Source organism: Paenibacillus sp. FSL M8-0142, from assembly GCF_038597315.1.
In the GTDB taxonomy this organism is placed as follows: Bacteria; Bacillota; Bacilli; order Paenibacillales; family Paenibacillaceae; genus Paenibacillus_AQ; species Paenibacillus_AQ lactis.
Genome location: NZ_CP152008.1, coordinates 1,490,966 through 1,515,912 on the forward strand (window position 1 = coordinate 1,490,966; position 24,947 = coordinate 1,515,912).

Annotated in this window: 25 protein-coding genes; 13 read left to right on the forward strand and 12 right to left on the reverse strand. The window is 53.0% G+C overall.

Annotated elements, in window-relative coordinates:
• The first annotated feature begins 149 nt into the window (after positions 1–149).
• The gene (locus NSQ46_RS07125) at positions 150–1,946 is read left to right on the forward strand and encodes a S9 family peptidase (RefSeq protein ID WP_342576577.1); all 1,797 of its coding nucleotides are present in this window, start codon (positions 150–152) and stop codon (positions 1,944–1,946) included.
• 102 nt (positions 1,947–2,048) lie between these two features.
• On the opposite strand, the gene NSQ46_RS07130 is transcribed toward NSQ46_RS07125, so the two are convergent.
• The gene (locus tag NSQ46_RS07130) at positions 2,049–3,038 is read right to left on the reverse strand and encodes a cation diffusion facilitator family transporter (RefSeq protein WP_342576578.1); all 990 of its coding nucleotides are present in this window, start codon (positions 3,036–3,038) and stop codon (positions 2,049–2,051) included.
• A gap of 321 nt (positions 3,039–3,359) precedes the next feature.
• Between NSQ46_RS07130 and NSQ46_RS07135 the strand changes: the two genes are divergently transcribed.
• From NSQ46_RS07135 to glpX, 4 genes are all read left to right on the forward strand, one after another.
• Positions 3,360–3,536 carry a GapA-binding peptide SR1P gene (locus tag NSQ46_RS07135; protein ID WP_007127315.1) on the forward strand — a complete coding sequence of 59 codons (177 nt, stop codon included), beginning with the start codon at positions 3,360–3,362 and terminating at the stop codon, positions 3,534–3,536.
• 237 nt (positions 3,537–3,773) lie between these two features.
• Positions 3,774–4,433 (forward strand): helix-turn-helix transcriptional regulator, encoded by a 660-nt coding sequence (locus tag NSQ46_RS07140; protein WP_007127316.1) that lies wholly within the window; start codon positions 3,774–3,776, stop codon positions 4,431–4,433.
• A gap of 13 nt (positions 4,434–4,446) precedes the next feature.
• Positions 4,447–5,253, forward strand: coding sequence for a pyruvate, water dikinase regulatory protein (locus NSQ46_RS07145; protein WP_007127317.1), 807 nt, complete (start codon positions 4,447–4,449; stop codon positions 5,251–5,253).
• A 154-nt stretch (positions 5,254–5,407) separates the two neighbouring features.
• Positions 5,408–6,385, forward strand: a complete 978-nt coding sequence (gene glpX / locus NSQ46_RS07150) for a class II fructose-bisphosphatase (protein ID WP_342576579.1) — start codon at positions 5,408–5,410, stop codon at positions 6,383–6,385.
• A 127-nt stretch (positions 6,386–6,512) separates the two neighbouring features.
• Here glpX and NSQ46_RS07155 read toward each other — a convergent pair whose 3' ends face one another.
• Together NSQ46_RS07155 and NSQ46_RS07160 are read right to left on the reverse strand one after the other, a co-directional pair.
• Complete coding sequence (locus NSQ46_RS07155) at positions 6,513–7,016, reverse strand: hypothetical protein (RefSeq protein WP_007127319.1); 504 nt, start codon at positions 7,014–7,016, stop codon at positions 6,513–6,515.
• A gap of 247 nt (positions 7,017–7,263) precedes the next feature.
• The gene (locus NSQ46_RS07160; protein ID WP_028403816.1) at positions 7,264–8,124 is read right to left on the reverse strand and encodes a DegV family protein; all 861 of its coding nucleotides are present in this window, start codon (positions 8,122–8,124) and stop codon (positions 7,264–7,266) included.
• Between the two features lie 176 nt (positions 8,125–8,300).
• Between NSQ46_RS07160 and NSQ46_RS07165 the strand changes: the two genes are divergently transcribed.
• Positions 8,301–9,248 (forward strand): hypothetical protein, encoded by a 948-nt coding sequence (locus tag NSQ46_RS07165; protein ID WP_342576580.1) that lies wholly within the window; start codon positions 8,301–8,303, stop codon positions 9,246–9,248.
• 101 nt (positions 9,249–9,349) lie between these two features.
• On the opposite strand, the gene NSQ46_RS07170 is transcribed toward NSQ46_RS07165, so the two are convergent.
• Entirely contained in the window at positions 9,350–10,261 is a 912-nt protein-coding gene (locus NSQ46_RS07170; RefSeq protein WP_007127322.1) for a molecular chaperone DnaJ, read from the reverse strand.
• 287 nt (positions 10,262–10,548) lie between these two features.
• Here NSQ46_RS07170 and NSQ46_RS07175 point away from each other — a divergent pair, with 287 nt between their 5' ends.
• The 5 genes from NSQ46_RS07175 to NSQ46_RS07195 all read left to right on the forward strand — a co-directional run bounded on the left by NSQ46_RS07175 (position 10,549) and on the right by NSQ46_RS07195 (position 16,132).
• Entirely contained in the window at positions 10,549–11,298 is a 750-nt protein-coding gene (locus NSQ46_RS07175; protein ID WP_341342322.1) for a DeoR/GlpR family DNA-binding transcription regulator, read from the forward strand.
• The gene (gene pfkB / locus NSQ46_RS07180) at positions 11,298–12,209 is read left to right on the forward strand and encodes a 1-phosphofructokinase (protein WP_007127324.1); all 912 of its coding nucleotides are present in this window, start codon (positions 11,298–11,300) and stop codon (positions 12,207–12,209) included. Before NSQ46_RS07175 ends, pfkB begins: the two co-directional genes overlap by 1 nt.
• 73 nt (positions 12,210–12,282) lie before the next feature.
• Complete coding sequence (locus NSQ46_RS07185) at positions 12,283–14,256, forward strand: fructose-specific PTS transporter subunit EIIC (protein WP_144877820.1); 1,974 nt, start codon at positions 12,283–12,285, stop codon at positions 14,254–14,256.
• Between the two features lie 289 nt (positions 14,257–14,545).
• The gene (locus tag NSQ46_RS07190; RefSeq protein ID WP_007127326.1) at positions 14,546–15,400 is read left to right on the forward strand and encodes an MBL fold metallo-hydrolase; all 855 of its coding nucleotides are present in this window, start codon (positions 14,546–14,548) and stop codon (positions 15,398–15,400) included.
• A 126-nt stretch (positions 15,401–15,526) separates the two neighbouring features.
• Positions 15,527–16,132 (forward strand): YitT family protein, encoded by a 606-nt coding sequence (locus tag NSQ46_RS07195; protein WP_210094395.1) that lies wholly within the window; start codon positions 15,527–15,529, stop codon positions 16,130–16,132.
• 141 nt (positions 16,133–16,273) lie between these two features.
• Here the strand turns inward: NSQ46_RS07195 and NSQ46_RS07200 are convergent, their stop codons facing one another.
• The 3 genes from NSQ46_RS07200 to NSQ46_RS07210 all read right to left on the reverse strand — a co-directional run bounded on the left by NSQ46_RS07200 (position 16,274) and on the right by NSQ46_RS07210 (position 18,371).
• Positions 16,274–16,936 carry a bifunctional 2-keto-4-hydroxyglutarate aldolase/2-keto-3-deoxy-6-phosphogluconate aldolase gene (locus NSQ46_RS07200; protein ID WP_007127328.1) on the reverse strand — a complete coding sequence of 221 codons (663 nt, stop codon included), beginning with the start codon at positions 16,934–16,936 and terminating at the stop codon, positions 16,274–16,276.
• An 89-nt stretch (positions 16,937–17,025) separates the two neighbouring features.
• Positions 17,026–17,988, reverse strand: coding sequence for a sugar kinase (locus NSQ46_RS07205; RefSeq protein WP_341342321.1), 963 nt, complete (start codon positions 17,986–17,988; stop codon positions 17,026–17,028).
• A gap of 176 nt (positions 17,989–18,164) precedes the next feature.
• On the reverse strand, positions 18,165–18,371 hold the full coding sequence (locus tag NSQ46_RS07210; protein WP_007127330.1) for a DUF1657 domain-containing protein: 207 nt from the start codon (positions 18,369–18,371) through the stop codon (positions 18,165–18,167).
• A 163-nt stretch (positions 18,372–18,534) separates the two neighbouring features.
• Between NSQ46_RS07210 and NSQ46_RS07215 the strand changes: the two genes are divergently transcribed.
• Complete coding sequence (locus NSQ46_RS07215; protein WP_342576581.1) at positions 18,535–19,395, forward strand: DUF421 domain-containing protein; 861 nt, start codon at positions 18,535–18,537, stop codon at positions 19,393–19,395.
• Between the two features lie 662 nt (positions 19,396–20,057).
• Here the strand turns inward: NSQ46_RS07215 and NSQ46_RS07220 are convergent.
• The 5 genes from NSQ46_RS07220 to NSQ46_RS07240 are packed head-to-tail and all read right to left on the reverse strand — an operon-like array spanning position 20,058 to position 23,908.
• Positions 20,058–21,044: a GerAB/ArcD/ProY family transporter gene (locus NSQ46_RS07220; RefSeq protein ID WP_342576582.1), complete on the reverse strand. Its 987-nt coding sequence runs from the start codon at positions 21,042–21,044 to the stop codon at positions 20,058–20,060.
• A 23-nt stretch (positions 21,045–21,067) separates the two neighbouring features.
• Complete coding sequence (locus NSQ46_RS07225; RefSeq protein ID WP_007127333.1) at positions 21,068–21,262, reverse strand: hypothetical protein; 195 nt, start codon at positions 21,260–21,262, stop codon at positions 21,068–21,070.
• A gap of 14 nt (positions 21,263–21,276) precedes the next feature.
• Positions 21,277–22,446: a Ger(x)C family spore germination protein gene (locus NSQ46_RS07230; protein ID WP_007127334.1), complete on the reverse strand. Its 1,170-nt coding sequence runs from the start codon at positions 22,444–22,446 to the stop codon at positions 21,277–21,279.
• A complete protein-coding gene (locus NSQ46_RS07235) occupies positions 22,443–23,369 on the reverse strand; it encodes a spore germination protein (RefSeq protein WP_342576583.1) in 927 nt (308 codons plus the stop codon). The genes NSQ46_RS07230 and NSQ46_RS07235 overlap by 4 nt, the downstream gene beginning before the upstream one ends.
• Positions 23,255–23,908 (reverse strand): spore germination protein, encoded by a 654-nt coding sequence (locus tag NSQ46_RS07240; protein ID WP_342576584.1) that lies wholly within the window; start codon positions 23,906–23,908, stop codon positions 23,255–23,257. The genes NSQ46_RS07235 and NSQ46_RS07240 overlap by 115 nt, the downstream gene beginning before the upstream one ends.
• 316 nt (positions 23,909–24,224) lie before the next feature.
• Here NSQ46_RS07240 and NSQ46_RS07245 point away from each other — a divergent pair, with 316 nt between their 5' ends.
• Positions 24,225–24,926 (forward strand): RNA polymerase sigma factor, encoded by a 702-nt coding sequence (locus NSQ46_RS07245; protein WP_034272211.1) that lies wholly within the window; start codon positions 24,225–24,227, stop codon positions 24,924–24,926.
• Positions 24,927–24,947 lie beyond the last annotated feature (21 nt).

The window sequence follows — 24,947 nt, forward strand, 5'->3', positions numbered from 1 at the left end:
CGAGACTGTCGATCACGGATTTGCCCTCATGCCAATGTCAGGATGTTCGCGGAAATGATTTACGCTATAATATGAGATAATCCGCTGCGTTGGCATAATCCACCAGTTAATCAACCTGTGGATAATTAGAGGGACAGGGAGGCAAAGGAATGATTCCATTTCCTAAACCGGATGTCGAGCAATTTTTCCAGACTTATTTGATTCGTAATTTTGCTGTAAGCGCTGATGAGTCCAGGCTGGTATTCAGCAGCAGCATGAACGGGAAGTTCAATTTATGGGCGATGGACCTGAGGGAGGAGACGGCATATCCTTACCCGCTCACCTACAATGACCAGGCTGCAAGCTTCATTAAGCTGGACCCCAAGGGGCGCCATATTCTTACGGGGTTTGACCGCGACGGCAATGAGAACTATCACATGCACGCGCTGCGCTGGAGCGGCGGGGAAGCGATTCCGTTATTCGAGGATGCCAATCCGGATGACAAGTATTTCTTCGTACATCTGTCCGAGGACGGCAGAAGGCTGTATTACGTCACATCGGAAGGCAACCCGTCCTGTCTGAACTCCCTGGTCTATGATCTGGAGACGAGAGAGAAGAAGCTTCTGCATGAAGGCCGGGATACGGCCACCGAGCTGTCTGCCGTGAGTCCCGACGAGAAGACCATTGCTTATACGAAAATGTATGCCAATACCTATTACATAAGCTATGTACAGCGGGAATCCGGGGAGCCTCTGTGTCTGACTCCGTCGCCGGAGCAGGTGCATACCGCCGGCGGCGTGCAGTTTATCGACAACGATCATGTCGTGTTTACGACGGACTATGATTCCGAGTTTTCTTACGTCGCCTCGTATCACATTTCCCAGCGGAAGTTTGAGCCGCTGTGCCGGATCGAACGGGAGAGCGTCCAGCTTCTGCGCTGGCATGAGGATTCCCGAACGCTTTATATCCTGACGGAAAAAGGCGTGGAGGATAAGCTGTATGCCTATTCCATGGACAGCAGCGAATTGACGGAGCTGCCTCTGCCGGCGGATATCGTAGAGCAACTGAACGTAACGAAATCGGGGACACTGTACCTGCTGGCACGCGGCGCGGTCAAGCCCCTGAATATTTACCGCTACAAGGACGGCAGCTGGACCATGCTGACGAAGAACGTGTTGACAGGCTTGACAGAGGAGGATCTGTGCTCACCTGAGACCGTTACGTACCCGTCTTTTGACGGCATGGAGATCGAAGCGCTGCTGTTCCGGGCCAAGGAGGGAGTGGCTAACGGATATACGGTCTTCTGGCCGCATGGCGGTCCGCAAGCCGCAGAGCGCAAGCAGTTCCGGGCGATGTTCCAGTATCTCCTGGCACAGGGATACCATATCTTCTGTCCGAACTTCCGGGGCAGCACAGGCTATGGCAGCTCCTTCGTCAAGCTGGTGGAGCAGGACTGGGGCGAAGGGCCGCGCAAGGATTGTCTTGCAGGAATGGATTGGCTGTTCGAACAGGGAATTTCAAGCCGGGAAAAGCTCTTTGTTATGGGTGGAAGCTACGGCGGTTATATGACCTTGCTCCTGGCCGGCCGCAATCCCGAGTACTTCAAAGCGGCGATTGACATCGTGGGGGTGAGCAATCTGTTTACCTTCTACAACTCGGTTCCGGATCATTGGAAGCCGATCATGGAGCGTTGGCTCGGCGATCCGGAGCGGGATCGGGAGCGGTTCATCAAGGATTCGCCGATCACCTACCTGGACAACATGGTGAACCCGATGCTGATCATCCAGGGAGCGAACGACCCGCGTGTCGTTCAAGCGGAATCGGACCAGATCGTTGAGGCGCTTCGTGCCAAGGGACGGGATGTGGAGTATATCGTGTTCGAGGATGAGGGGCATGGCATCACGAAGAAGGCTAACGAAAAAATCGCCTATGCCCGCATGGCCGAGTTCCTGCGGAGAAATCATTAATCGGATCACAAAAAGGCGCCCCGCATCAAGCGATTGCGGGCGCCTTTTTTATGGCTGCAGCGGACTGTTCAGTGCTCGCGAGGGGGCGACAGGTGCTGGGCTTTAAGGCTTTTGTGGTTCGCTGCCAAGATCGGCGCTCGGGTTCCAGACCCGGATGTTGTCGTCTTCCAGAATGCCCAGGGTAACATCGGAGATGTCCGGGTTTTGCAGCAGCAAGGAGTTGACCCGCATTTTGGATACGCTGGCCTCGGCCAGGGACATGCCTTGCCGCAGCTCGATGTATGCCTCGACATGGTAGCTTCGTCCTTCCTGCACGATGCGTAGCCGATTGATGTCACGCACATCCGGGTCCGCAAGGATGATCCGGGAGATCTTCTCCTCGACGTCCTTCGGCGCCGAAACGCCGATCAGACCGACCATATTATCGTACCCGACCTTGAAGGCTACGCCGATCATCAGACATCCGATCAGAATCGTTGCGATGCCGTCGAGGATCAGGAAGTCCATGAAGTGGGCAAATACGATGGCGATCAGCGCAAACAGCGCTCCCAGCGTGGCGACGATGTCTTCATAGAACACAAGCCGGGTAGGCGGTGCGGCCTTGCCGGCGTTTTTGAAGGCGGCCGGGAACATGCCGAGTCCGGCAGCTTCGGTCCTGGTTTCTTTTAAAATCTCCTTCATCGCCTTCATCAGGATGCCGCCGTCAATCAAGACCGCTATAGCCAGGACAATGAAGTTCAGCCAGAAGCTCGTTGCCTCCTCCGGATGCTTAAGAAGCTTGTAGCCTTTATGAATGGTTTCATAGGCCATAATCGTTACGACGATGACCGCAACCATACAGACCAGATTGATGACCCTCCCGAACCCTGTAGGGAACTTCTTGGTCGGCTTTCGCTCGGCGAGCACGCTGCCGACGAATACGAACCCCTGGTTCACGGCGTCGGCGACAGAATGCATGGCGGAGGCGAACATCGTCCCGCTGCCGCTGACGGAAGCAGCGATCGCTTTAATGATCGCAAGTCCCGTATTGCCAAGCGATGCGATGGCCGAAGACGTGTTTCCTTTCTTAATGAGCTGCCACAAGTTTTTCATCCAAACCCTCCGTCGATCAGTGTCAATTTCCAGGTGATTTCCGAAATCTATATTATCACAGGATACCGAATATATGGTGATTTTTTCCTCCAGCGTACGGCCGTTTTTCCTTAGTTTACCCGAAGTTAAAGCTCATTCTCCATGAATTACTCATAACTTTATTTCTTACCCAATACATTAACAATATAGTGGAAAATAAAGGATGGGTGGGGCGAAGCCGTTCTGGATGCGGCGAGAAGGGATTGAAGGTTGAACCATTGGGTAAGGAGTAAGGACATCTGCCTTGCAGCAATGCGAAACAATGCTAAGGAGGAAATGGGAATGAAGGCGTTGACAAGTCCAGAGGCAGGAGTGGCTCAAGGAAGACAGGATATGGGGCTTATTATTTGCTCCGGATGTGAAGAAATGGTTGATACGATCCCCACCGACGGCGTTAAAATCATTCACGGATACTGCGGCAAAGGAGAGTGCGAGCGAAGTACTGCCCAGAATTCATAAGTTCATTAATCTAAGCAAAGCATGCCTAGGAAGTGCATTCCGGGGCATGCTTTTTATTTTCTGCATTTTATTTGGCGTCAGGCATGAGATGGGGACCCGAGGATCATCAGGAGAACAATCTTTATCAATTTTTTTAATAGGCCATACAAAAAATATTAATACTTTATGTCATCATTTTAGACGAAAATATGTTGCATATATAATATATATGACGTATTATATCCGCAAGCAGAGGAAATGGAAGCAGGAGGGATCACTATCGAACTGACGCCAAGACAGCTGGAAATCGTCGATATCGTAAAGAAGCATGCCCCGATTACGGGAGATCAGATCGCGGAGCTGCTTAACGTTAGCCGGGCTACTCTGCGTACCGATTTATCCAAGCTTGTCATACTGGATTACATCGATGCAAAGCCTAAGGTTGGATATTTTCTCGGAAAGCGTGGCGAGCCTGATCGGGAGGAAAAGTTCCGACTGCTCAAAATGAAGGTTGGCGACCTCCACGGCGTTCCGATCATCATAAGGGAGACCACAACGATCCAGGAGGCGGTTGTCGCCCTGTTCCTTGAAAACGTGGGGAACCTCATTGTGACCGATGCCGACGGCCATCTTGCAGGCATCGTGTCCCGCAAGGACCTGCTCAAGGTGACGCTGGGGAATCCGTCGGCCTCGTCCATGCCGGTCAGCCTTATTATGACCCGCCGGGCGAATGTGACCACGGTACAGCCGGAGGATACGGTGCTTGATGCCGCCCGCAAAATCATAACAAGGCAGATCGACAGCCTGCCGGTTGTCGTTCCGTCAGAGGACGGCAATCCGGATCACTGGAAGGTTGTAGGACGCATTACCAAAACTAATATCATCAAAATGCTGCTCGACATGGTAGCCGAGGAATAGTGGGAGGAATCGGATGAATCAGGCATCGACTCATTTTATAGCAATCTGTTCAGATTCAATCGGGGAGACGGCCGAAGCGGTCGTACAGGCAACGCTGCGGCAGTTCGAGCTGGAAGACGCCGAAATCAAGCGATATATGAATGTTCGGGACGAGGAAGAGCTTACGGAGCTGATGGAGGAGGTTGCCAGACGGGGCGGATTTGTAGCATACACGCTGGTGCAGCCGGAGCTGCGGGAAGTAATCCGGGAGGAGGCGGTAAGGCTGAATATCCGCGCGGTCGATATTATGGGACCGATGATGCAGGCCTTCGCCGACACCTTCAACGATTATCCGAAGCGGCTGCCCGGCTTGCTGCATCGCCTGGATGATACGTATTTCCGCCGAGTGGAGGCGATGGAATTCGCCGTTCAATACGATGACGGCAAGGATGTCAGCGCGATCCTGAAGGCAGACATCATCCTGCTTGGCGTTTCGCGAATATCCAAGACGCCGCTGTCAATGTTTCTTGCTCATAAAGGCTACAAGACGGTCAATTATCCGATCGTGCCGGATTTGTCTCCGCCTTCGCAGCTTCAAGAGGTGAAGACGGGGACGATCATCGGCTTGACGATGGAGCCGGAGCATCTGCTGAAGATCCGCAGCGAACGGCTCAAGGTGATGGGGCTTCCGAATGAGGTTCAGTATGCGACCCTTGAGCGGATCCGCGAGGAGCTCGATTATGCGCTGTCGTTGTATGAACGGCTGGGCTGCCCTGTCATTGATGTGACGGATAAGGCCATTGAAGAGACGGCGGGGCTGATCACGAATTTATTGAAATAATATGTCCATAGAAGTTTGTTTTAAGGATACGATGCAGGCAAGAGAGTAAAATGATTTCTGCGATTGCAGGAACATTTTACGTGCTTGCCCACGACATGCATTCAATCTGTCCAAATTATATGACGGAACATATAGGAGAGGGAGGGTACGATCAATGGAGAGCTCATTGGCATTGGAGTTGGTACGAGTAACGGAGGAAGCGGCGCTCAGGTCCGCCCGGTGGACCGGCAGAGGAGACAAACACAGTGCCGATGAGGCTGCGACGCTTGCGATGCGCAAGCACTTCGATTCGGTCGCTATGAACGGCGTGGTCGTGATCGGTGAGGGCGAGATGGATGAAGCGCCAATGCTGTATATTGGAGAAAGAGTAGGCAGCGGCAAAGGACCGAAGATGGATGTTGCCGTTGATCCGCTGGAAGGGACTGAAACGGTGGCTAGCGGCTTGAATAATGCTCTATCGGTGATCGCGGCAGCTCCGCGGGGAAGCCTTCTGCATGCACCCGATATTTATATGCACAAGCTGGCGGCTGGTCCTCGGCTCGCGGGAAGGCTGAGCCTGGACGACCCGATCGAAGTAACGCTTCAGAAGGCGGCGGTCATTCTGGATAAGCCGTTATCGGAATTGACGGTATCCATTCTGGACCGTGAGCGTCACAGCGCCATGATTGCGGCTTTGCGGGAATCGGGGGTTCGAATCAAGCTGCTCACTCATGGAGACGTGATGGGAGCGATCGAAACCTGCACCGACAGCGAGGTCGATCTTTATGTCGGGTCCGGCGGGGCGCCTGAAGGGGTGCTGGCCGCGGCCGCGCTGAAATGCCTTGGCGGCGAGCTTCAGGGCCGGCTGATTCCGGTTACGCCGGGCGATATTGAACGCTGCCGCAGGATGGGGCTTCAGGATCCCGAGCAATTGCTCCGTATGGAGGATATGGTAGGAAGGGAAGGCGTGCTGTTCGTGGCGACCGGGGTAACGCCCGGGGATTTTCTGCAGGGCGTGAAATTCCTGCCGGGACAGCGGGCGGAGACGCACTCGGTCCTGATGCATTCGGGTACCCAAACGGTCCGTTATCTGCGGAGCGTCCACCAGCTGTTCGCGGGATCGGGAACGCTGGCGGCTGCGGCATCATCCTGATGATAAAAAGAGGCTGTTCCAGGTCATGGGACCTTGGAACAGCCTCTTTGTGCATGCGCACAAGCCGCCCGCCCGGGTTTCCCGTGGCAGCTTTTGTTTGAGTTATTGAATTCGTGCCGGCTTGAATTCAGCTGTGCCGCTTGCGTCCGAGTATGATCCAAGCACCCCCGAGCACGAGCAGAACCGCAATGACAGGCTGGATCACGGACAAATAGTTCAGCATCGGACCGATGGAGAAGACAACAAAGAACAGCAGGGACAGCACGGTCAAAATATTGATGGGGATCAGCAGCCATTTATTGCGCGAGCCGAACCAGTAGAATTCGAACAGGCCGGCTGCAACGGCGAGAATAAATCCCGGCCACATCGTGTCCCAGCTGTCGAATAAGGAAGCGATCTGGCTGACGACACCGGCTGTCAGCAGGATTCCTCCCGGGATGAGCAGGCCGATGCCTTGACGCCCGACCAGCGAGAAATACATCCAGTGAAAAAACAGCCCCAGCGGAATCACGAACAAGGTTGGCCAGAAGGTGGCAAAGATGGAGCCGGCGCCAACGGAGCCGCCTTGATTGAGCAGCAGGTAAGCACCGAGCAGAATGAGCAGGGGAGCGAGGATGGTACGTTTCAACATACGAGCTTACTTCCTTCCTATAAAGAAATAGTTAACTCAAGAATACCATGTTCTGGATGAGGATGTCCTCGGTCCCGAGTATCCCGCGGAACTGGACCAAAGTCTAGGATATTGCAATGAAGCAATTTGACATAAAGAAAACAGCTCTGCATGATGCTAACTGCACAGCAGAACTGTCTTTGAATAATCCACCATTTAAAGCCCTGCTTAAAAAGTCGGGAACGACGAATTTTAGAAAAACAGCCTCTTAAACGGCCGGTTTCTTGGTATACATCAGGCCGACGGTATGCGGTCCGCAATGGCTGCAGATGACGCATCCGGCCGTGGAGATGGCAACCTCCCGTGCACCGGTCTTCTCCTGCAGCTCCTTCTGCAGGAACCGGGCTTCCTCTTCCGCCATCGTATGTACAACAATGATCAAATCATTGTCCATGTCCTGGGCCTGAGCGAGCGCATTTTGGATCATCTGGTCCAGTGCCTTTTCTTTCTTGCCGCGAACCTTGTAGGCAGGAATCATTCCGCCGTTGACGACTTTAATCACCGGACGGATCTTCAGCAAGCTGCCGATGATGTTCTGCATGCCGGAGCAGCGACCGCCTTTATGCAAATAATCCAGCGTATCGATAACGAATTCGCACTCCACTTCATCGACGGTTCGGCTGAGCAGCTCCACGATTTGAGGAATGGAGGCGCCTTGTTCGGCTGCACGCACGGCCTTCATCACGAGGAGTCCGATGCCGCAGGAGAGATTGCGGGAATCGAAGACGGTAACCCGGCCCTCAGGCAGCTCGCCGGCAGCGATCAGCGCGTTTTGATACGTCGAGGACAGCTCGGATGAAATGCTGAGAAACAGTATATCTTCGCCCTGCTCGATCGAAGGCGTGAAGGCGGCGATGAAGTCAGATGGGGAAGGAGCTGCTGTCTTTGGCAGATGGCCTACCTGGTCGACCTTGGCGTACAGCTGCTCAGGCGTAATATCCACGCCGTCACGCAGAGATTGCTCACCAAATACCACATAGAGAGGAATAATTCCGATATGATGCTTTTCTATCCATGCAGAGGGCAGATCGCAAGTACTATCAGCGAATATTTTAATTTTTCCAGACATGAACATCTCCCTTTATCAACTATTTTGCTCTGTACTACTAGCATACCTTGTTTGATAGTAAAAGTGAATGATATTGTCAGGCGGGCCGGGTGGCGGCAGGAAATATTGAGAAGAATTGGTAATCGACCGCAACCTTCATCGGTCCTCCTTCGTCCGTAATGGTAGGAGGTGGTTTTATGGGAAAGAGCGCAGCTCGGAACAAGCTGGTTGCACTCACAACTGCGGCTGTATTGCTTCTGGCCGTTACCGCGTGCAGCGGTGAACAACCGGCAGCAGAGCCCCCGGTCGATCCGAATCCGGTTGAAGAAGGAGTACAAGAACCGGTGCAGCCGGTGGAGCCCAATCCTGAAGAAGGCGAAAAGCAAGAACCGGTAAAGCCGGGAGATCCGGAAGAGGGTCAGAGCACTGAAACGAAACAGGGGACCGGTACCTATGTGGGTCAAATTGATAATCATTCCGTAGAGATTGAAACCGAAGACGGACCGACCGCCTTCCGGCTCGGGGATCATATGAACGAAGCCATTGCCGGACTCCAGGGAAATGAAGAGGTTGCCTTCGAATACTTTGAGGAGCCGGTTGAAGGCGATGAAGGGCTGAAGCAATTCATTCTGACGAAAATAACGGTCCGGCAGTCCGGCAGCGGTCAAGGCGCGGATACCTCGCAGCTTCCCGCCACGAAGGAAGTGGAGCTTGAGCTCGAAGGCATGAAGGAGACGAAGACCGCCAAGCTGGCTTCAGGAAACGGGTATTCCTTGTATATATTCGATATCTTCTCGTTTGACGCGAAGACCGGCAAGCTGACAATGAATGTGGATCCAGATTACTATGTAGAAATTACGAAGCTGCCCTCGGATTACAACGGGGACATGCTGAAGCAAGAGGCCGAGAAAGAATTGGCCGAAGTGGGTAAAGTCCTTGAGGCGAAGGAGAATGAAAGAAATCAGGCGCTGAAAAATGCCCCCGTGTACATGATTGCCCGAGGGGAGCAGCTGACCCGGGAATATATCGTAGCGGAAATCGATGGTCAAGGCTTTATCTTCCGTGTGAATATCCCGCATCGCGAGCCGACCGAGGGCTTTGTGCCACATGCATTTGCATCGCTTGCTACGATCGTTAACCAATAACTCTCCACTTATTTAGATAAAAGAAACCGCCCGGCGTAAGGGGAATCGCGAGCCGACTCCTTGCCTCCCGGGCGGTTTTGTTATTCCCTCAATGCTGCGTGCTATTTAGAAGCTTCGAGATATCTCTGAATAAAGAGCTTTGCGTTGGCGTCCTTCTCCGTCCCCTCACGAATCCCTGCGTACATCTCGTTCTTGAGCACGGGAATTTCCTCGCCCAGCTTGCTTCCCATAATATCGACGGCATACACATGCTCGGTGCCGTCTTCCTCGTCGACCCCCTTCAGAAGCATCTCCGGTGTCACAAGCGCTTTCAGCTCGCCGTTCACTTCTGCTTCCAGCGGGCGTACCATGCCTTGATTGCCGACCCAGTCAAATGCATTCTTATCCATGATATAAAGGTCAGGCCTTTCGGTTGCCAGCACGAGCAGCGCTTTTTGCAGCATGGCGGCGTCCTGCGGATTGTTCGAGTCGAGCGCCGGCACATAATTAATGTTAACGGTTACGCGTTTCCACTCGGGAAACTGTGCCAAAATCGCGTCTTCAATCGGCTTGACATCCGTACCGCCGTCGGGGTTGAAATACGACCCCAGGAACATCACGGAGAGGTCTACCGGGGGCAGCTTTGCCAGCCGCTCTTTTTCCGCCTGATGGTTAAAGATGCTGATCGCGATATACACAAGAATGCCAAGAATGGCGATGCCCCCAAGCAGATGAAATTTATAATAACGGAAGAAATGGTCGGTTTTCTCGGCAGTTCCGGCCAGTTTTTTGTATTTTCCATACCGCTTCTGATTCAATTCCTCCAGAGACTTGCGGTTCTCTTCATCAAGAATGAATTTGTAGGCCTTGGTAATCTCGGCGAAGCGGGCTTCAATCTCTTCCGCCCGGTCCGGCTCACGCCTTTGCTGCGAACGGGTCTGACGCATGAGGAGGGTATACCTGTCATCAAGCTGTTCCCGGGTCGCATCCTCCGGCAAGCCCATTCGTTCGTAGGCTTCTTTCAATTGATCCATCCATGTCACCTCTTCTATACTGTGAGAGTTTCCTAGTTACCAGTATATAGTGAAGAGGCATACTTGCACAAACGTTTATAGACGGTGCAGGCGAGTCGGCATTAGGACGATAAAACCCAGCCGCAACGAAGAAGAGCCAGAAGCAAGCGGGGCGGATAAAGCTGGAGCGGTATGAAAAATATAGGGAATATGCCATTCAATAATTTGAAGGATTATGAATGTTTATGATTATTTTTGATTGTTTTTTGCGCGAAATATGATAGGATTAGATCTGGAGGGGATTCATTATGCTGACTGAAGAAAGATACCGCGTTATTTTAGAGCGCTTACAAGAGCGCGGGGTCGTCAAATTGCAGGAATTGGTCGAACTCCTGGAAGCATCGGAATCTACAGTGCGGCGTGATTTGATTGATCTTGAGGAACGCCGCTTATTAAAGCGTATTCACGGGGGAGCAGCGCTGCCGAGTCAAAAGGCCCCCGAGCCGGGAATGGAAGAGAAATCATTCAAAAACATTCAACAGAAAAATGCCGTTGCCAAGCTGGCTGCGCAGCAGGTACAGGATGGCGAGAGCATTTATCTGGATGCGGGAACGACCACATTGGCGATGATCCCGTTTATCGAAGCAGGCAACGTGACCGTTGTGACCAACGGCTTATCGCATATCGAAGCATTGGTAAGCAAACGCATCAACAGCTATCTTCTGGGCGGCATGATGAAGATTCGCACGAAAGCCGTAATCGGCAGCATAGCTCTTCAAAACATGGATAACTTCCGCTTTGACCGCTGCTTTCTCGGGACGAACGGCGTCGATATCGAGATGGGGTATACGACGCCGGATCCGGAAGAAGCCTTGATCAAACGGCGGGCCCATCAGCTGTCCGCTACCAGCTATGTTCTTGCGGACTCCAGCAAGATCGGAGAAGTCACGTTCGCTAAGCTGCTGGATTTAAGCGAAGCGACGTTGATTACCGAATCGCTGCCGGAAGCCTGGCGGAAGTCCATAGCACAGAAAACCAACATAATTGAGGGATCATGATGATATATACGGTAACTTTGAATCCTTCCATCGATTACATCGTGGAAGTGGAGCATATCGAGCTTGGAAGCTTGAACAGAATGGCCCGGGACTTGAAGTTCCCGGGGGGCAAAGGCATCAATGTCTCGCGGGTATTGAACCAGCTCGGCGCAGACAATACCGCGATCGGCTTTCTTGGTGGATTTACCGGGCGGTTTATCGACGAGACGCTGAGAAAGGAAGGGATCGTCACCGACTTCGTGAGGATTGAAGATGATACAAGAATCAACATCAAGCTTAAGCACGGGGACGAGACGGAGATTAACGGCCTCGGGCCGAGCATCCGGCAAGAGGAGGCCGATGAATTGGTCCATAAGCTGTCACGGCTTCAGCCGGGCGATATCGCGGTACTGTCCGGAAGCGTTCCGCCATCGCTTGGCTCAGGCTTCTACGACCTGTTAATTCAAGCGTGCAAGAAGAGCGGAGCCGAATTCGTGATCGATACGACGGGGAATGCGCTGATGAAGGCTTTGGCTCAGCAGCCGCTTGTCGTCAAGCCGAACCATCACGAGCTGGCCGAGTTATTCGGCGTCCCGATGGATTCGCGCGATAAGCTTGTCATGTACGGCCGCAAGCTGCTTGAGCAGGGTGCGCAGCATGCGATGATCTCCATGGCGGGAGAAGGAGCCCTGCTCATTACGGCTGATCAGGTTTATCACGCCAACGTTCCGGCGGGAACGGTCCGGAATTCGGTAGGCGCAGGCGATTCGATGATTGCCGGGTTTGTCGGCACGCTGTCTCTGGGGCACAGTCCGCTTGAGGCATTCCGGACCGGGGTTGCATCGGGAAGCGCAACGGCGTTCTCGGACGATCTGGCAGCCAGAGAAATGATCGATAAACTTCGTGAACAGGTCACGATCACGCCATTGTGAGGACATGCATGTTTGCAATGCGGCTGCGAAACGGCAGACATCTAAGGCAGAAATTAAGGGAGTGTTATCCATAATGAGAATAACGGAATTAATGATTCAGCAGACCATGATTATGGATCTGCAAGCGGTAACGAAGGAGGCGGCGATCGACGAGCTGATTGCCAGCCTGGCCGCAAGCGGACGAATCAATGATCCGGTCCTGTTCAAGGAAGCGATTCTGAAGCGGGAAGCGGAATCGAGCACGGGGATCGGCGGAGGCATTGCGATGCCCCATGCGAAGACCCGGGCGGTGAACGAACCGACCGTCGTATTTGCCAAGAGCAGCAAGGGTGTGGATTTTGAGGCATTGGACGGCGAGCCGGCTTATGTGTTCTTCATGATTGCAGCGCCTGAGGGCGCGGGAAATACCCATTTGCGGACGCTTGCTGCACTTTCCAGGCTGCTGATTGATGCCGATTTCATCAGCCGGTTGATGGAGACGAAGACGCCTGAGGAAGTAACGGCGCTATTCGATGCCAAGCAGGCGGAAGAAGAAGCGGCAAAGGCCGAGAAGGAAGCTGCCAAGCAAAGGAAAGAAGCAGAGAAGCAATCGGACAAGCGTCCGGAGTCTGACAGCGCTATCGAAGCCGCACCCGTTCAGGACGGAGCAGCCTCCGGTGAGCAAGGCGCCTTCGTCGTTGCCGTAACGGCCTGTCCGACCGGGATCGCCCATACGTTTATGGCGGAGGACGCGCTCAAGAAGAAAGCCCAAGAGATGGGCGTCGAGATTCGGGTGGAAACGAACGGCTCGGAAGGGGCGCAGAACATTTTGACCGAGGAGGAAATTCGGCGCGCCGCCGGCGTCATCATTGCTGCCGATAAGCAGGTCGAGATGGCCCGCTTTAACGGCAAGCCGGTGCTGCAGCGCCCAGTCAGCGACGGCATCCGCAAATCGGAGGAGCTGATTCGAAAGGCAGCGAGCGGTGATGCGCCGATCTACCGCAGCGAAGGCGGCGGGACATCCGGAGAACAGCAGGGCGGACACAGCGGCATCGGCAGCAAAATTTACAAGGATCTGATGAACGGGATTTCGCATATGCTGCCATTCGTTGTCGGCGGAGGCATTCTGCTGGCCGTATCCTTCCTGATCGAGCAGCTTGCCGGTGAGAATCATCCGCTCTTTCAGCTGCTGCAGACGATCGGCGGAGGAGAAGGCGCTTTCCACTTCCTGATTCCGGTCCTTGCCGGATTCATTGCCTTAAGCATCGGTGATCGTCCGGCATTGATGCCCGGCATGGTCGGCGGCCTGATGGCGCTGAATTCGAATTCCGGGTTCCTCGGCGGTTTGGCTGCCGGCTTCCTTGCCGGATATGTCGTCATTCTGCTTCGCAAATGGTTTGCCGGCTTGCCGAAGGCACTGGACGGCTTGAAGCCGATATTGCTGTATCCAGTCGTTGGCTTGCTGATCACCGGTACCATCATGTTCTATCTGTTTGATCCGTTCTTCAGCTGGATCAATCTTGGCCTGACCGATATTCTGAACAATCTCGGAACGGGCAATGCCGTCATTCTCGGTCTGATTCTCGGCGGAATGATGTCGATTGACATGGGCGGCCCTTTCAATAAAGCGGCTTATGCATTCGCCATCGGCGTATTTACGTCGAGCGGCAATACGAACGGCGCGATGATGGCGGCGGTGATGGCCGGCGGCATGGTTCCTCCTCTGGCAATCGCCCTGGCTACGACGTTCTTCAAGCGCAAATTTACGGAACAGGAGCGCAAGTCCGGGGTTACGAACTATGTTATGGGTCTTTCCTTTATCACGGAAGGCGCGATCCCATTTGCCGCTGCCGACCCGCTGCGCGTACTGACATCGTGCATTCTCGGTTCGGCGGTTGCCGGCGGATTGACACAGTTGTGGAGCATTAACGTTCCGGCCCCGCATGGAGGGATTTTCGTAGCGGCTTTGGCCAACCACGCGCTGCTGTTCCTGCTGGCCGTTATCATTGGCGCGGCGCTGTCAGGTGTACTGCTGGGTTTGTGGAAGCGGCCGGTTGAAAGCAAATAGAGCAGTGGATTTTAGCCCGATCTTACCGGCATTATCTCTTGAATGTTGCTGGTTTTAAAGCAAAAATATCTCCAAATACTTGATGCGAGTTGGAATAAGAGGCGGCAAGCCCCTTTCCAGCTCTTTTTTTTCGTTGTCCCGTTTAACATAACACAATTCCTACGATGAAAAGCTCCCAGAAGATGCTGATTTAGGGTACAGTATATACAGAGGCTGGTGAGTCGATGAATAAGCAGAAGCATCTGTGCTCACCGTTTGTTGCAACATCAACCGAAGGGAGAGGGGACAAGTGAATGGACGTCATAACGGCCATGGACGAACACCGGAGCAGCTGATCGGGGAGATGAATCGAACATCCGCTCCGCACGGAATGGCTGCGGTTTGGTTTTTGGGACAGGAGAGCGTTGTAATTAAAGGCGGGGAGACCGTTATTTATATCGATCCTTATCTGTCCGACGAGCTGGAGCGGAAGAGCGACCTCCAGCGGGCTTTTCCAGCTCCGCTTAAGCCGCAGCATGTTACGAATGCCAATGTGGTGCTGATTACGCATGAGCACGATGATCATATGGACCTGGGGACGATCTCGGTTATCGCCAAGAATAACCCGGACACCCGCTTTGTCGCGCCGGCAATCTGTCATGAGGCGATGCGAGACGCAGGAGTTGCCGAAGACCGGCTGCTGGCTGCCGCGTGCGACCAATGGCAGGAGCTTGAGGGCTTCCGCTTGATGGCGGTGCCGGCGGCTCATGAAGTGCTTGAGGAGGATCGGGTGCTGGGACACCGGTATGTCGGGTATTTGATTGATATTTCGGGCGTGCTAATGTATCATGCTGGCGATACCGTCGTTTACCCGGGTCTTGTTGAGCGGCTGCGGAATCACGCGATTGACATCGGCATGGTGCCGATCAACGGGGGAGACGCCTTCCGTAGGCAGGATGGGATCGTGGGCAATATGGGCTTCCGTGAGGCGGCTGAGCTTGCTGCAGCAGCGGGCTTCGAGCTGACGATCCCACTCCACTATGACGTATTCCCGTGGAACGGGGAAAGACCGGGGCATTTTATCGATTACTGTTATGAGAACCATCCCTACATGAAGACCAAAGTGATGGCGCGAACGGAACGATTGATTTATGTCAAGGCGTAGCCCTTCGTACAGGTGGTTTTGCGCTTATAGAGTGGAATTTTTTTGAAATCAACAAGGATAAGGCCGCAATTTTTCGATTTGACGAGCATATAAATGAGACATGCCTTATAAATGGAGCTGTTGGATATGCTGTCATTTCGAAAACATGTCATCATCGTGATCGGAAGCTTCCTGATCGCGATGGGGACCAATTTCTTTCTTGTCCCGCAAAAAGTGCTGGATGGCGGCGTGATCGGTATTGCTCTCATTGCTAATTATGTGTTTGACCTACATATCGGCTTTGTCATCATCTTGTGCAGTGTCCCCATATTCATTGCGGCTTGGGTCCTTAATCGTGAAATATTTTACAACAGCTTATCAGGCATGCTGATCTCTTCGTTTGTCATCGATTTGCTGTCCCCGTATCAAGGGGATGTATTGCGTGTGTTTGCCCCCGGCGCCATACCCAGCGCCATGATTGGCGGCGCTCTGATCGGGACAGGCCTTGGTCTGATGCTAAGAAATGACGCAAGTACGGGGGGAACGGACCTGCTGGCGCATTTTCTGTCCAAGTATGTGCCTCTGAATGTCGGAATCATCATTCTGCTGATGGATGCGGTGATCATCGGCATCGGAGGTGCTGTTCTCTCAGGCAATACGTTTGTTAACTCCATCTTCACGATCTTGTCTGGGGGCGTGGCAACCGGGCTTTGTACGCTAAAGCATGGTCATCGAAGAACGAGAAGGTTATGATCGGCGTGCTTCAACAAGCACTGCGGGAACGGCGCTTCTGAATGCACGCAGCAAGCCGTCGGCGGGGAAGAGAAGAGGGGACATCATCTAAAAAAGGACTGCCACAGCGAATGCGCGGCAGTCCTTTTGCATACGTACAAGTTAGGCCTTGGTCTTCTTGAATGCATCGATATATGCACGGGCCTTCTCCGAAATCAGATCAAGGTTGCCGCTCTTCATCGCATCCTTGGTTAAATCTGAACCGATTCCGACTGCAAATGCACCGGCCTTGATCCATTCATGGAGGTTATCGAGGTTCACCCCGCCGGTAGGCATAATGTTCGCCTGCGGGAGCGGGCCCTTAAGGGATGGGATCACGGATGGCGAGTACAGATTGCCCGGGAACAGCTTAATGACATCCACACCGAGCTCTAGGGAGGCGACAATGTCATGTACGGTGACGGCCCCCGGCATTACCGGAACGCGGTAGCGGTTGCAGAGCATGATGGTGTCCCGGTCAAAGCCAGGGGATACGACAAACTCCGCACCGGCCAGGATGGTCAGTCTTGCGGTTTCCGAGTCCAGCACGGTGCCGGCGCCAATGATGGCATAATTGTCGGCTTGCGGATCCTCCGAGGAATACATTTTTGCCAGCCGGGTGATTGCTTCGGTGGCGAACGGAACGGTCATCGTCACTTCGATCACTTTGATACCGCCTTCAATGGCACGCTGGGCGACCTCGACGACTTCTTCCGGCGAGTCCCCGCGAAGCACCGCCACGACGCCGGCATCATGAATTTGTTGGATCAGTCTGAGTTTCTTCATAGTAACACTCCTATCGGTTATTAAATGAATGGATCAAGGCCTAGCGTAAACACTGCTGGAGTGGAAAGACGTAAAACAGCCTATGCCTCTTAACGCTCGATGTGGGCGGCTTGTCCGCGGCGCTGCAGCACTTCGTCCCAAGTCGGAAGGGCTTCCCAGTCGCCTGGAGCCTGGATAACCATCGATCCGGTCAGACCGCCTAACGAGAGCGCTTCCTCCGGCGACCAGCCCTTAGCAACTCCGGCGAGGAAGCCGGCACAGAACCCGTCTCCAGCACCTACCGTATCGACGACCTGGCCCACTTTCTCAAACGGAAGGGAATACGTCTGTTCTCTGTGCACAATCACATTGCTTCCGTTGAAGCTTTTGATTATGCTCATCCCCGGCAGCTTCCGGAGCTGCTCGGTAATGACCTCTTCATCCTCGGTCTCAAACAACAGCTTGCATTCGTCATATCCAGGAAGGAAATAATCGCAGGAAGCCGCAAGCTCCAGCAAGACGGGACGAGCCTCCTCTATGCTCCACAGCTTGAGTCGCAGGTTCGGATCAAAGCTGATCCGGACGCCATGCTCCTTGCATAGGGATACCACATGCCGGATCGTTTCCAGGCAGCTGCCGCTTAGGGCAGCAGTGATGCCGGTGATATGAACGATCTTAGCTTGTGCTATGTATTCGGCATCCACATGCGCAGGGGTCATCCTGCTTGCCGCAGAGTCCTTGCGGTAGTAGTAAACGGAGGACTGTCCGCGAACGGTCTGCCGCAGCATAATTCCTGTCGGCGCTTCATCGGTCTGGGTAGCCCTTGAAACGTCGACCCCCTCTCCCCGAAGCGTTTTCAAAATGCCGGTGCCGACCGGATCGCGACCGAGTCTGCCGAACCAGCCTGCCGTGCACTCAAGCCGCGCAAGACCGATTGCAAGGTTGCTCTCCGCACCGCCGAAGGACTGGGCCATGCTTCCTCCTTGGCCGATGCCCCGGGGCCCTTCCGGATAAAATAATCCCATCGACTCGCCGAATGTGATGACATCCAGCTTTGGTGTGTCACTCGTCATACATGCTGCCCCCTTTATAAACAATACCATTATTTTAACACTTTACCTTGCCATGGGGGATAACTCAATATCAAAGTTCCCAACATAATAAACAACCCCCTGACCGTGAATGGTCCGGGGGTGAGCTTCGGCCAAGACGCCGAATCCTATTTAGATGTTTTGTTGATGCGGGAGATTTAGAAGCCTTTGTATTGAGGCTCCTCCTGTTCAAGCTGCTGCACGCGCTGAGCTACTTGGTCTACGATCTGCTGGGTTTGCTGAGCCGCTTGGGTGAACATGTTCTTAGCGTTCTCATCCTGTGTGGACAGAGCAAACTGCTCAAGGCTGGCTTGCGCGCTTTTCAAGGAAGAGAGGCAGGTTTTGACATCGGATGCTACGGTCATGGTTCGTTATCACTCCTTTCTTGAACTAATGTACACATTTCGGCCAGGAACATGCGTTTAAGACGGACAGGAAAATAGTGGCGTGATTTCATAGCGTACTTTTGTCCATAATTTATAAAGATGATATATCGCGACAACCCATCAAGGATTGGAGGGCACTCTTATGCCGCAATGGCTGGAAATTATCCTACGGACGCTGTGTGCTGTAATTGTTCTGTTTTTGCTGACCAAAGCCCTTGGTAAACGGCAGGTTACGCAGCTGTCCTTTTTCGAATACTTAACGGGAATTACGATCGGCAGCTTGGCTGCTTACATCTCGCTCGATTTGGAAGCCAATTGGTATCTTGGACTGATTGCCCTGGGAGTGTGGGTGCTCTGCTCTTTGCTGATTGAATACTCCCAAATGAAGAGCAAGAAGGTAAGGGATTTTATCGATTTTAAAGCTACGGTGCTCATCAAGGACGGCAAGGTTTTGGAAGACAATATGAAAAAAGAACGTTTGACCTCCGATGATCTGATGCAGCAGCTGCGGAAAAAGGACATCTTCCAGATTGCTGACGTCGAATTTGCCATCATGGAGTCCAGCGGGGATATCACCGTGCTGCAGAAGCGTGATACGCTTCCGGTCACGCCGAAGGATTTGGGCGTTAAGATTGCCCCTGAAAAAATGCCGCAGGCGGTCATTATGGACGGTAAAATTTTGGATGAGCCGCTGCGCGTCATGGGTTTCAGCCAAAGCTGGCTTAAGGATGAACTGGACAAGCAGGGCGTCAAGCTCAAAGATGTGTACTTTGCACAGGTGGATACCTTTGGCGGATTGACCATTGATTTATATGACGACCAAATGCAGCAGCCCAAGAACCAGGAGAGAGCCTTACTGTTCGCGAATTTGAAGAAATGCCAGGCGGATCTGGAGCTGTTCAGCTTAAGCACCAAGGACAAAGCTGCAAAGAAAATGTATGAGGAAAGTGCTAAAGAGATGGCCCGTATTCTGCAAGAGGTTAAGCCGATACTGAATACTTGATAAAAAAGATCTCCAGTCATAATGCCGCCGAAAACGGAATAGGATATTTTTGTGTATCACAAAACGGAGCCGGATGCCGCCGACTCCGGGGGTACAGCAGACACCGCTTACAGGGCGGCTGAATGCTTGCTCCTGCCCAGACACAAGAAATAGATTCATCTTCCTGAGGGATGGGTCTATTTCTTATTATGGAAAGCAAGGATCGAAACGACCAGAGTGGCGAACGAAATCATTAGAGCCAATGCTTCATTCACGCCCATGCCTATCACCTCCCGCTGCCACCCTTGTTTGCTGGTTCTACTGTACTATATAATATGCCAATTTCTTACAATAAAAGAACTATTTTCGGGAAGCGCTTTCATGAAAAATCCTAATTTTTGTTAAATTTTTCGGTACAACCAGCGGTAGATCAAGCGATTGATGGTAACATGCATTCATCCGCCGAGATTCATAGGGCTTGCCGTTTACAAAATGGAAGGGAGGTAGCATCCGCCTCCCACCTATCTATCTATTTTGTTTATCCGGGTGTTACTAACGACCAGCGGTCATAAGATCATGCTGCATTTCGCCGCTGTCGCCTTCCTCTGCGAAAAAGGGAGGCGATCCAATACAGGATCGGAATGCATTCGACGAGAAGGAAAAACGCAATCATCGAGGAAGAACTAAAATCCTGCTGGAACAGGACCGGGTTCTTGGAATATTGGAACGCCAGGATAGAGTGTTCCGCCGATCACCGCAATCAGCGTGGCGTCCATTTCCTTTAGCGCAAGCAGCTTGGCAAGGCACCGGACACTGATATGGATCAGGAATGCGCTATGCAGGAACATGGAACTGCTCCACAATCCGATTATGAACGGATCGGAATTGCCGAGGAACCCTCTTCCCGCCCGCAGCAATTCCACGAGCGGGTACTGCAGCTCCCGGCCGATATAAGGTCCGAAGCTTAGCAGGGAGGAGGCCCACTGGAGCAATACGCCAAGCGCAACCATTGCGCTTGCGGCCGCAAGGTTTCGGAATGCCTTCCGATCGATTTGAAGGTAAGGGGCGAGGAACAGAAACACGACCCATTCCGCGAAATAGGCGAGGGTGATCAGCGAATCCTTAAAGACGTCCCCGTAGTTATGATGTCTGTACATGGCGGGTACCATATTGAAGTCCGCATCTTGGAAAAAAAACATGTTCATGAGCAAAATCGTCAGCACAATGACAATGAACAGCCCGTCGGAGATATAAACTAGCGTCTCCATCCCCCAACGCGCGGTAAGGGTGACGACGAGGCCGACGATCAAGATGATGAACCATTGCGGCGTCTCCCGCATGTAATTGGTGTCGAAGAATAGGGTAAAGCCCTCGATATCGAGCCCGATATAATTGACGGACCAGAAGAGAATCAGCAAGATGATCGGATAGTGGATCCATTTTCCCAGCAGGTCCTGGCCGAAGTCGATCCAGGAGCGGTCGGGATCCCAGCGCCCAACCTTGACGATGAACCATAGAAGGATCAAGTTGGCGCCCCATCCAATCAGGATGGCCATCCATCCCAAGTACGCCGAGCCCCACAGCAGAGGGGTAACTAAAAATCCTGTCGGGATCGCATTCAGGTATACGAAGGCGAATCGGAACAATTGCCAAGGGGTTTTATTCACCATCGCGAAAAGGGCTCCTTTCAAAGTTATTGGTCAAGCCAGCCAAAAGCAAAGCGAATCAGCTGGTTCGGGGTCGGCCATCCGTTCATCCAAAGCGCGAACGCGCTCCATATCGACATGACGACAATCAGAGCGAGCACCGTCCATTTCTCGCGGCCCGGCTTTTGCCTAGCAACGAACCATTCCAGTAGGGAATACGCTAAAAACACAAAGAATAACATCCCCTGATGCCTCCTTATTCAGGCTTGGATTTGAGCACGGAACCGAAATTACGGACCTTGACGTCCGCTACGATCTCGATTACAGCCTCGTTGGCATAAGCCTGGGACCAGTTACTTCGAACCTTCTCCCAATAATCGGGATAGTTCCAGTCAAGGAGCATGCCGAGCTGCAGGATGTCGGCGCGTTCCCTTTGAGAGGTGCGTATGGCCGTTGCCAGGTGCTCCTTGATCACCTCGTTCAATTCCCGTTCGATGGCATATTTGGCGGATAGCGAATCCGTCTGAATGCCGTTCCTCTTGAATATGACATCGCCGATTCCTTTTAGCTTGATCGTAAACACGGGACGGCCGTCCACCAACCTTACCGACTTCTTCGCCCGGTTTTGGATTAGATACACGCTCGCTTTTCCGGATTTATCCCAGCTCACCGTGTATAAAGAACCCCTTAGCTGATTTTCAGCCCAGCTGATCGTCAGCGAAGGCTCTAGCGGAAGGGTGGTACGAAGCCTGTGATCTTGAAATAGCGCGGTTCCATGAACGCCGACCCAAGGCTCTGGCTTGCCCTGATCGGCGATCATGGGCTTCATGCCGGCGCTCAAATAGGTCAGCGCATAGCCCTGGTTGGCCGATGCCGCGACGAGGCAATCCAGAAAAGTCGTGCCGATGACGTTATGCTGATCGCCTATCCGGGCCAGAACTTCGGAAGGCATTTGCTCGAAGACGGGGGTCAGGGAGGCTACTTGTGTCGCCTTTCCCGGTGCTACGAACAGGTAGGTATCGAGGTCCGTCGTCGGCTCCCGCTGAAACCAGTCCATCAGATCGTGCAAGCCGTCCTCTGCATAACGATGACCAACCACGACGGCTCGTGTATGGCTGAAGTCGAAGCGACGAGTCAAATCCCGCTGAATTAAACTCAGTGCATCCTGAACGGTAACGGAGCTTTTGGTAACCATCGCATACGGATCCCCGCTTGCTTGGCCCCCTGCCTGGGAACCTGAAGTCAGCCGGTTAGGCAGCGGGGCGCTGATCGTAACCTCGACGGTATTAGGCTGCTTCCCTTTGTCGATGTACATCGCAAACACGAAAGTCTGTTCGTTGATTTCGACTTTGGTCATCATGAATCCGCAGCCGGCAAGGGTGAAGAGCGGCGTTATGACCAGGAGAAGTAGGACTAACGCTCTCATGGCTTTTGTCTCCTTGTGTTGTTTCCAGAAGCATAGGTTTTCGGACGCTTCTTCATCATTTTGGAAGGAGCCCTGAAAAACGCGTCTTTCCAATCTGACAGGATCAGGGGAGCAATGGGCTGCAAATAGGGCGTTCCGAACGATTTCAGGGAAGCCATATGGCCGTACACCAGAAATGCAGCTGCGAATACGCCGATGAGCCCGAGCGTTCCTCCCAGAATCAGGATCGGGAAGCGCAGAAGGCGGAAAGCCAGCCCGAGCTCAAAATTAGGAATGATGTAAGAAGCGATGCCCGTAATCGATACGACGATAACCATCGGGTTGGAGACGATGCCGGCCTCGACCGCCGCTTGTCCGATGACGATTGCTCCGATAATGGAGATCGTCTGGCCGACGGGTTTCGGAATGCGGGTGCCCGCCTCCCTAAGCGCTTCAAACGTCAGCTCCATAATGAGCGCTTCCGCCAGCGCCGTGAACGGAATATTCTCCCTTGACGCCGAGATCGTGATCAACAGATCGGTCGGAATGATGGAGGGCTGGAATGTCGTGATGGCCACATACAAGGAAGGCATCAGCAGGGACATGAGTCCGAACGCGAACCGGACAAGCCGAATCCAGCTTGAGGAGTAGAAGCTGTGGTAGTAATCCTCGGACGATTGCAGCAGCGACATCAAGGTTACCGGTACGATGAGAGCCGACGGCGTCCCGTCCTGCATGATGCCCACCCGGCCTTCGAGGAGCGATGCCGCTACCGAGTCGGGACGCTCCGTATATTGGAACTGGGGAAACGGAGACCGTACCCCTTCCTTCATCTGCTCGGATAAGGTGCTGATCCCGAATGTTCCGTCAATATCGATCGCAGCGAGATGCTGATTGACCTCCTGTACAACCTCCGGCTTGGCCAATCCTTCGATATAAACCATATACACGGCTTTTTTGTATACCTTCCAATTTGGAATCGGATCGTCTTCAGGTCGGGGTGCCTGATTTTGTGGCGCAGCAGCGATAGATTGGTGCTGATATCCTCGATAAAGGCTTCCTGAGGGCCATTCACGACCAGCTCGTTCTGGGATTCGGATACGGCTCTTTTCTGATACAATACAATATCGAACAGGTAAGCTTCCGCGGTCTCCTCGATAAGAAGAACCGCGCTGCCCTCGACGATCGCGTTGGCAATATGCTCTGCTGAATCGGAGCGTTCGAATGGAATCGACAGCAAATCCCCCCGGTCCAGCCGGTCGATAAAATCATCGAAATGATGCTCAACCTTGGCCGATTCCTTAAGCAAAGGGGTGACGATATGCCCGTGCAAGGAGCTAAAGTCAATGATGGGCCCTATAAATATCAACGTGCAGTCAGACCCATGAAGCCTCAAGGACTGATAGCTTACATCCCCGCAGCCGGAAAGCCGGCTTTTCACATTCTCAAGCAGTTCGCTCTTTACATTGGCACTGGATCTCATCTATGCTCCCTCCCTTTCAGATTAGTAAGAGTAAAGAATGAGTGAATGATTGGGCATTGCCGCCGATTGAGGGCGATATCCCTGGATCATGGAGAGATTTGTTCTTAGGATGCCGTACTCTTAGCAACTTATACCTGAACTTCCAGAGAAGTTGACGCATGAAAAATGCACGTTTTGTTGATTGCGGTGTTAACCGGGCAGGCTGCTCTTGATGGAAGGGGCTTTTACCGCATTTTTCGTTTATAAGTAACTGCATCCGAAATTTGTGCAGGAAAACTTCAGCTTCCAGAGAACTTAGTTAGCGAGGTGGGCTGTGATGTCAAAATATGCGCTGGATGTACCCGCTCTTCAGGCCAAGCTGCATCAATACTGTCTGCATGTGACCGGGGAACGCTGGGAAGCTGAAGATCTTCTGCAGGAAACGATGATCAAAGTGATGCGGGCGGTTGAAATCAAGCCTGATCGGCCAATTACCAATGCCTATTTATATCGAATAGCAAGCAATGCATGGAAAGACCGATTGAGGAAAGAGAAATCCGTCAAGAGCGTTACGGATGAGGAGCTGAAGGACAGACCCGGCGAGGATGGCGGATTATCAACGAGGGAGCTTCTGGAGACATTAGCAGACCGGTTATCTCCACGCGCGATTGTCATTTTGCTGCTGATGGACGTGCTGGATTTCACAGCCGGGGAAACGGCTGATTTTCTCTCCATGTCGGAAGGGACGGTACAAGTGTCGCTCGGCCGTGCACGGGCCAGGCTGAGAAAGCTGCACCAGCTGCAGCAGGCAGGCATTGAAGCTAAGCCGGAAGTGAGGACCCATGCGGATGCAGCCGAAGGGCTGGATATGGACGCGCTCGTGGACGCTTTCCGGAGAAGGGATCCGAAAGCGATCTGTGCTTCATACCTCCAATTGACCAAGCTGCGCATCCGAATCAGCAGATTGAGACGGGTTCGCGGTTCTCTTGCATTTTATATGGAGGATCCGGACGGGAATGTGTGGATGATTACGGAGTAAGCAAGTTTTTTGGGGAGGATT

Excerpts from the sequence above, each read along its gene's own strand:
- NSQ46_RS07125 (WP_342576577.1), top strand. The coding sequence starts at position 150 with ATGATTCCATTTCCTAAACCGGATGTCGAGCAATTTTTCCAGACTTAT.
- NSQ46_RS07130 (WP_342576578.1), bottom strand. The coding sequence starts at position 3,038 with ATGAAAAACTTGTGGCAGCTCATTAAGAAAGGAAACACGTCTTCGGCC.
- NSQ46_RS07135 (WP_007127315.1), top strand. The coding sequence starts at position 3,360 with ATGAAGGCGTTGACAAGTCCAGAGGCAGGAGTGGCTCAAGGAAGACAG.
- NSQ46_RS07140 (WP_007127316.1), top strand. The coding sequence starts at position 3,774 with ATGGAAGCAGGAGGGATCACTATCGAACTGACGCCAAGACAGCTGGAA.
- NSQ46_RS07145 (WP_007127317.1), top strand. The coding sequence starts at position 4,447 with ATGAATCAGGCATCGACTCATTTTATAGCAATCTGTTCAGATTCAATC.
- glpX (WP_342576579.1), top strand. The coding sequence starts at position 5,408 with ATGGAGAGCTCATTGGCATTGGAGTTGGTACGAGTAACGGAGGAAGCG.
- NSQ46_RS07155 (WP_007127319.1), bottom strand. The coding sequence starts at position 7,016 with ATGTTGAAACGTACCATCCTCGCTCCCCTGCTCATTCTGCTCGGTGCT.
- NSQ46_RS07160 (WP_028403816.1), bottom strand. The coding sequence starts at position 8,124 with ATGTCTGGAAAAATTAAAATATTCGCTGATAGTACTTGCGATCTGCCC.
- NSQ46_RS07165 (WP_342576580.1), top strand. The coding sequence starts at position 8,301 with ATGGGAAAGAGCGCAGCTCGGAACAAGCTGGTTGCACTCACAACTGCG.
- NSQ46_RS07170 (WP_007127322.1), bottom strand. The coding sequence starts at position 10,261 with ATGGATCAATTGAAAGAAGCCTACGAACGAATGGGCTTGCCGGAGGAT.
- NSQ46_RS07175 (WP_341342322.1), top strand. The coding sequence starts at position 10,549 with ATGCTGACTGAAGAAAGATACCGCGTTATTTTAGAGCGCTTACAAGAG.
- pfkB (WP_007127324.1), top strand. The coding sequence starts at position 11,298 with ATGATATATACGGTAACTTTGAATCCTTCCATCGATTACATCGTGGAA.
- NSQ46_RS07185 (WP_144877820.1), top strand. The coding sequence starts at position 12,283 with ATGAGAATAACGGAATTAATGATTCAGCAGACCATGATTATGGATCTG.
- NSQ46_RS07195 (WP_210094395.1), top strand. The coding sequence starts at position 15,527 with ATGCTGTCATTTCGAAAACATGTCATCATCGTGATCGGAAGCTTCCTG.
- NSQ46_RS07200 (WP_007127328.1), bottom strand. The coding sequence starts at position 16,936 with ATGAAGAAACTCAGACTGATCCAACAAATTCATGATGCCGGCGTCGTG.
- NSQ46_RS07205 (WP_341342321.1), bottom strand. The coding sequence starts at position 17,988 with ATGACGAGTGACACACCAAAGCTGGATGTCATCACATTCGGCGAGTCG.
- NSQ46_RS07210 (WP_007127330.1), bottom strand. The coding sequence starts at position 18,371 with ATGACCGTAGCATCCGATGTCAAAACCTGCCTCTCTTCCTTGAAAAGC.
- NSQ46_RS07215 (WP_342576581.1), top strand. The coding sequence starts at position 18,535 with ATGCCGCAATGGCTGGAAATTATCCTACGGACGCTGTGTGCTGTAATT.
- NSQ46_RS07220 (WP_342576582.1), bottom strand. The coding sequence starts at position 21,044 with ATGGTGAATAAAACCCCTTGGCAATTGTTCCGATTCGCCTTCGTATAC.
- NSQ46_RS07225 (WP_007127333.1), bottom strand. The coding sequence starts at position 21,262 with ATGTTATTCTTTGTGTTTTTAGCGTATTCCCTACTGGAATGGTTCGTT.
- NSQ46_RS07230 (WP_007127334.1), bottom strand. The coding sequence starts at position 22,446 with ATGAGAGCGTTAGTCCTACTTCTCCTGGTCATAACGCCGCTCTTCACC.
- NSQ46_RS07235 (WP_342576583.1), bottom strand. The coding sequence starts at position 23,369 with ATGGTTTATATCGAAGGATTGGCCAAGCCGGAGGTTGTACAGGAGGTC.
- NSQ46_RS07240 (WP_342576584.1), bottom strand. The coding sequence starts at position 23,908 with ATGAGATCCAGTGCCAATGTAAAGAGCGAACTGCTTGAGAATGTGAAA.
- NSQ46_RS07245 (WP_034272211.1), top strand. The coding sequence starts at position 24,225 with ATGTCAAAATATGCGCTGGATGTACCCGCTCTTCAGGCCAAGCTGCAT.